This window comes from Rubrivivax sp. A210, assembly GCF_904426505.1.
Lineage (GTDB): Bacteria > Pseudomonadota > Gammaproteobacteria > Burkholderiales > Burkholderiaceae_C > Rubrivivax.
This window is the reverse complement of record NZ_CAJGBN010000037.1, coordinates 1-5,867: the sequence shown is the minus strand read 5'-3', so window position 1 is coordinate 5,867 and position 5,867 is coordinate 1. Positions and strand designations below refer to the sequence as shown.

6 protein-coding genes are annotated in these 5,867 nt (G+C 71.1%); all 6 read left to right on the top strand.

What is annotated here, in order from left to right:
* Nucleotides 1-121 precede the first annotated feature (121 nt).
* Nucleotides 122-619: a type II secretion system protein gene (locus tag JMV16_RS18000; RefSeq protein WP_236580595.1), complete on the top strand. Its 498-nt coding sequence runs from the start codon at nt 122-124 to the stop codon at nt 617-619.
* A gap of 8 nt (nt 620-627) precedes the next feature.
* Nucleotides 628-1,038 carry a type II secretion system protein gene (locus JMV16_RS17995; RefSeq protein WP_201495693.1) on the top strand — a complete coding sequence of 137 codons (411 nt, stop codon included), beginning with the start codon at nt 628-630 and terminating at the stop codon, nt 1,036-1,038.
* Nucleotides 1,007-1,546, top strand: coding sequence for a type II secretion system protein (locus JMV16_RS17990; protein ID WP_201495692.1), 540 nt, complete (start codon nt 1,007-1,009; stop codon nt 1,544-1,546). Before JMV16_RS17995 ends, JMV16_RS17990 begins: the two co-directional genes overlap by 32 nt.
* Before the next feature lie 259 nt (nt 1,547-1,805).
* Nucleotides 1,806-4,091 carry an Ig-like domain-containing protein gene (locus JMV16_RS17985; RefSeq protein ID WP_201495691.1) on the top strand — a complete coding sequence of 762 codons (2,286 nt, stop codon included), beginning with the start codon at nt 1,806-1,808 and terminating at the stop codon, nt 4,089-4,091.
* 227 nt (nt 4,092-4,318) lie between these two features.
* Nucleotides 4,319-5,197 (top strand): NF038132 family protein, encoded by an 879-nt coding sequence (locus tag JMV16_RS17980; RefSeq protein WP_201495690.1) that lies wholly within the window; start codon nt 4,319-4,321, stop codon nt 5,195-5,197.
* A gap of 465 nt (nt 5,198-5,662) precedes the next feature.
* Nucleotides 5,663-5,867 (top strand): hypothetical protein (locus JMV16_RS17975; RefSeq protein WP_201495689.1); only part of this gene is annotated, 205 nt, incomplete at its 3' end.

Here is a 5,867-nt window from a genome sequence, read left to right as displayed (position 1 = left end):
GCCGGCGCCGGCAGCGCCCGCGCCGGCCGCAGCCCCCGCCACGCCCAGCGGCAGCACGCCCGGCACCCGGCCCGGCTTCGCGCCGCCGGTCACGCCGGCGTCCAGCGAGCGCCCCTGAGCGATGGCGATGGCAGCCACCGGCACGCTGCGGCGCCAGCACGGCTTCACGCTGGTGGAACTGCTGGTGTCGGTGGCCATCGTCGGCGTGCTCGCCAGCATGGTGCTGCCGATGGCCGAGATGACGATACGGCGCCAGCGCGAGGCCGACCTGCGCGTGGCGCTGCGCGAGATCCGGCGCGGCATCGACGCCTACAAGGTGGCGGCCGACAGCGGCCTGGTCGACCGCCGCGTGTTGCGCAGCGGCTATCCGCCCTCGCTGCAGGCGCTGGTGCAGGGCGTGCCCAACCGGCGCGACCCCGAGGCCAAGCCGCTGCGCTTCCTGCGCCGCATCCCGCGCGACCCGATGGCCCAGGACCCCAACGTCGCCGATGCCGACACCTGGGGCCTGCGCAGCTATGCCAGCAGCCACGAGTCGCCGCGCGTCGGCGAGGACGTCTTCGACGTCTACTCCCGTGCGCCGGGCGCCGGCATCAACGGCAAGCCCTACCGCCAGTGGTGACCCGCCCGATGCGCCGCACACCCTCTTCCCACGGCCGCACCGCCCGCGCCGGTGGCACCGGCTTCACGCTGATCGAACTGTCGGTGGTGCTGGCCATCATCGCGTTGCTGCTGCTGCTGGTCACGCCACGCTATTTCGGCGCTCTCGACCGCAGCAAGGAGCAGGTGCTGTCGCACAACATGCTGCAGATCCGCGCCGCCATCGACCAGTACCACGCCGACCGTGGCCGCTACCCGGAATCGGTGCGCGAGCTGGTGGAGCTGCGCTACCTGCGCAGCATGCCGGTCAATCCGGTCACCGAGTCGACCGAATGGGACACCGTGCTACCGCCACCCGGCGAGGCCGGCCGCGTGTTCGATGTCCGGCGCCCCGAGGCGCCGGTGAGCGATGCCAAACCCGCGTCGGCCGCGCAGGACTGAGGCCGGGCATCGCGCCCGCGGCCTGGCGCTGCTGGCGATGCTGCTGCTGGTGGCCATCCTGGGCACGGCCTCGATGATGACGGTGCAGGTCTGGGGCACCCAGGCCCAGCGTGCGCGCGAGGCCGAACTGCTGGCGGTGGGCACCGAGATGCGCGCCGCGATGCAGGCCTACATGCGCAACACGCCTTCGGGCCCGCCGCAGTTGCCGGTCTCGCTGGATGACCTGCTGCTCGACCGACGCTACCCCAACCCGGTGCGCTACCTGCGCCGGGTCTACGACGACCCCTTCACCGGCCGGCCCGACTGGGGCCTGGTGCGCTCCGGGGCCGGCCTGATCGGCTTCCACAGCCACGGCAATGCCCAGCCGCTGCGGCAGCAGGGCTTCCCCAGCTGGGCCGTCGGCTTCGACCGCGCCCAGCGGGTGGGCGACTGGCGCTTCGTCGTCGAGGCCCCGGCGGGCTCGGCCACAGCGGCGGCGCCCGCCGCCAGCAGCCCCACGCCCCCTTGAGGGCGGCGCGCGGCCGCTCGGGCCGCACTCGTTAAACATTTCTCCATCTGCAGCCATCTGGTCGCTTCGTGCGCCGGAAGCGCGGCAAGTTCACGCCCCCTTGATCACGGGGGGATGTGACAACACGCCACATTGTGCGATGTATCTGATTGGCGAGAATCCATTCCATGCTGTTTTGAAACAGTCTGTAATTTAGATGTATCTGCCGGCAGCGAAATCACTCACGCCGCCCAAACCGCTCATCACCTCAGGGAAATCCATGATCAAGCACCGTGCATTCAAGGGCGTTCTGTGTGCCACCGCGCTGGCCATCGCCAGCTTTGCCGCTCACGCCGATCTGGCCCGTGTCGGCCCGCTCAACGTGCCCTCGCCTGCCGGTCACGGTTTTCCGCTCTGGTACCAGGACCTGAACGGCCTGGCGCTCGACCTTTGCCTGCCTGACGCCGCTGACCCGGGTGGCCTGCAGGGTCTGGTCTGCCTGATGGAGACCGCGCCCCCGTACACCTTCCCCAGCGCCTTCCCCGGTGAGTCGTTCTACTTCCGTGCCACCACCCCCGGCATGGACATGCCCGGCGGCAAGAGCGCCGTGCTGGTGCTGGGCCTGGAGGCCACCTTCAATGGCGGCGTGCCCGCGGCCAATGACCAGGTCACCTTCACCCGCATCCGCGTCACCGCCGGCGTGCCCGAGGCGGGCATCTACACCGTCACCCATCCCTACGGCACCAACACCTTCGATGTGACCACCGTCGGCACCGGCAACCGCGACATCGTCTTCACCGAAGACGTCGGCATCGCCACCGGCAGCTTCACCGGCGCGCTCAAGAGCCGCGTCGGCCCCTTCCTGGTCGCCGCCGACCCGGCGACCGGCGTCGCACTGCCCCCGGTCACGATCAACGGCGCCAAATTCCTGGCCGACATCGCCCCCGTGGCCATCACCGGCAGCCCCTTCAACACCAACTACTTCCAGATCTGCGGCAAGCGCGCCGACGGCACGGACATCATCCTGGGCGGCTTCGGCCCCAGCGGCACCTGCGCGATGACACCGCTGTTCACGCTGACCGGCCGCGTGCACGATCTGGTGGCCAGCCCGATCGGCAGCCCCCTGGCCGTCAACGCCGCCACCTACAGCCGCGACGCCGCCGGCACCCACGTCAATGTGTCGGCCTCGGTCGGCCGTGCGCTGGCCAGCCAGCCGGTGCCGCTGCTCACCGCCGCCTCGACCCAGACCCCGCCCGTGCGCCTGGTCGGCCCCGACGTGCTGGACCGCTACTTCACCCAGGGCTTCACCGACCCCTCCGGCACGCTGCCCGGCCCGATCACGGTGACCAACAGCGGCGACAACCCGCCCACCAGCGTGCGCGCCGCCACCACCGACGTCGTCACCATCCTGTCCACCGGCTACGACGGCACGGCGCAGACGCTGACCGTCAACGCCACGTCCAGCGACAAGGGCTTTGCCGCCCAGCTGCCGCCGGCGCTGGCGCTCGAAGGCCTGGCCTTCACCGCCGCGCCCTGCGCCGCCTCTGCCGACCCGGCCTGCCGGACCCTGGTGGCCAGCGGCGTTGCCGTGCCGCCCGCCACGGTGATCGTGCAGTCTGCCGCCGGCGGCATCGGCCGCGCCGACCTCCAGACCAACCCCAACCTGGCCTATGCCGCCGGCTCGCCCTTCACCCAGGACGACACCGTCAGCGTCGCCGCCAGCAGCCCGGCGCTGCTGATCCCGGTGCTGGCCAATGACGTGGCCCACGCCGCGGCACCCATCAACCCCGCCTCGCTGACCGTGCTGGCCCCGGGCCTGGCGCCCAACCTCGGCACCCTCGTCAACAACGGCGACGGCACTGTCAGCTTCACCTCCAACGGCCAGGTCGGCAGCACCAGCTTCAAGTACACCGTCAGCTCGGCCGCGGTGGCCGGCGCCTCCAATGTGGCCACGGTGACGATCAATGTCACCGAGCCGGTGGGTGGCTTCCTGCCGCTGGCCGCCAATGACGGCCCGATCCCGGTGCTGGCCGGCCGTGCGGTGGCCATCAATGTGCTGGCCAACGACAGCGGCAACGGCGGCACGCTCAACCCGGCCAGCGTCACCATCGTCCCCGGCTCGGTGACGGGCGGCACGGCCGCGGTGAACACCACCACCGGCGTCGTCACCTTCACCGCCGGCGCCACCGCGGGCGCGAACTTCGGCTTCGACTACACGGTGGCCAACACCAACGGCAACGTCGGCAGCCCGCCGGCCCATGTGACGGTCAATGTGCTGGCCTCCGAGCCCATTGCGGTGGCCGCCGGCGCCGAGTGCCGCCGCTCCACCAACCGCTGGCGCGTCAGCGGCACCGGCGTCACGCCCAACACCTCGATCACGCTGTACCGCACCGCCACCGCACCGGCGGCGCCGACGGCAGCGCAGATCGTCGCCACCGTGCCGGTGGATGCCCTGGGCGCCTGGGTTGTGGACACCACCACCGGCGGTGCCTGCACCACCACGTCGGCCAGCGTGCGCACGCAGGCCGGCACCGTGCGCAACAACATCACCATCCGCATCCGCTGATAGCGCGGCGGCGGCCGGCCCTCCGGGGCCTGCCGCCGGTCCGTGACATTGCACCGAAGGGCGGGCCATCCACCCCCCGACTGGAGGGGTATCTGGCAGCAGGCTCCCCCCTCAGTTACAGGGTGCATCCCTATCATGCCTGACACCTCATGACGCCAGAGGCCTCCCCGCCGCACCGGCCCGAGACCTCCCCGCAGCCCCCGTCCAGCCCCATACCGGAAACACCCATGCGCAACCCGAAGAACCTGAGCCTGGCCCTGGCGGCCCTGACCGCCCTGGCGGCACCGCTCGCGGCCCAGGCCATTGCGGTCGTCCCGCCGACCGATCTTGCCGGCTGGACCACCGTCGGCGTGTCCGGCGCCACGCCGGCCAACGGCAGCATCACCGAACTGGCCGGCGCCTACGCCAATGGCAGCCTGGGCTATGTCAGCACCGCCGGCTCCACGGCCATCGGCGCTGCCCTCACGCCGTCGCTGCAGTTCAATGAGCAGAACGGCTCGCGCATCCGCTCGGCCGCCTTCAGCGCCAACGCCGGCGACACCTTCGCCGCCGCGTTCAACTACATCACCACCGACGGCAGCGGCTTCCCCGACTACGCCTGGGCGCGCATCGTCAGGGCCGACATCTCTGCCGCCACCATCACCAACACCGTCGGCTGGCTCGTCACCGTGCGCAGCGGCAACAGCGACAGTGGCACCATGATCCCCGGCGGCGTCACCGACGAATACCGTCCGCGCGACACCATCACCAACTTCGACACCTTCAACTTCAACGCCCGCACGGCCAACAACCCGCCGCTGTTCAGCGGCCTGGGCGACGCCACCGGCCAGTGCTTCAACCTAGTCAGCGACTGCGGCTTCACCGGCTGGCTGCGCACGACCCACACCTTCGCCGCCGCCGGCAGCTACCGGCTCGAGGTGGGCGTGATGAATGCGGTCGACAACCAGTTCGACTCGGCCATGGTCTTCGACTTCGCTGGCCTCACGGGCACGCCGCCGCTGGCCGCTTCGCCGATCCCGGAACCCGCCACCCAGTCGATGATGCTGCTCGGCGCCCTGGCCAGCATCGCCGTGGCGCTGCGCCGCCGTCGGCACACCGAACGCTGATCGCGACTCCCGCCGCGGGGCCGCAACGGCCCCGCGCGGCAGCCTCTCCGGCTGCCTTTTCACCCGGCCCGCGCCGCCCCAGGCGCATCGGCCCTGCAAGCCCCCCTCTCCTCCCATTGCCCCTGCTGGCTGCGGCCACCCGCCCTGCGCCTGCGCCTGGGCCTGCGTGTGCCAGCCGCAAGGGCTTCGGCCGCGTGGGCCCACAAAGCCAGTGACGGCGCGCGAATTGCCCAACAGCCCCTGACGAGAACCGGGGGATTTCGCCCATCCGCCGCCAGAGCCCGCCTGCAGCCGCCCCATCGAAGCCTGAGGAATTGCAGAAACCTCAGAAAAATCATGCACTTAGATAGGCCCCGCGAATGAGGGGCAGCCGTAACCGGCGGCCGGTCCATGAATTGCAAAAAAGGAAGGGCCAGCGCGCGAAGGGCGCGTGACACACCAGCAACCGAATTCCAGGAGAGCCTCATGCGTACCACCCGTTTCTTCAAGGGCGCCCTGTGCGCCAGCGCGCTGGCCGTAGCCAGCCTGGCCGCCCATGCCGACCTGGCCCGCGTCGGCCCGACCAACCTGCCCTCGCCCGCCGGCCACGGCTTCCCGCTGTGGTACCAGGATGCCACCGGCCTGGTGCTCGACCTGTGCCTGCCCAACGCCGCTGACCCGGGCGGCCTGC

Coding starts and splice junctions, on each gene's coding strand:
- JMV16_RS18000 (WP_236580595.1), top strand. CDS start 122: ATGGCGATGGCAGCCACCGGCACGCTGCGGCGCCAGCACGGCTTCACG.
- JMV16_RS17995 (WP_201495693.1), top strand. CDS start 628: ATGCGCCGCACACCCTCTTCCCACGGCCGCACCGCCCGCGCCGGTGGC.
- JMV16_RS17990 (WP_201495692.1), top strand. CDS start 1,007: ATGCCAAACCCGCGTCGGCCGCGCAGGACTGAGGCCGGGCATCGCGCC.
- JMV16_RS17985 (WP_201495691.1), top strand. CDS start 1,806: ATGATCAAGCACCGTGCATTCAAGGGCGTTCTGTGTGCCACCGCGCTG.
- JMV16_RS17980 (WP_201495690.1), top strand. CDS start 4,319: ATGCGCAACCCGAAGAACCTGAGCCTGGCCCTGGCGGCCCTGACCGCC.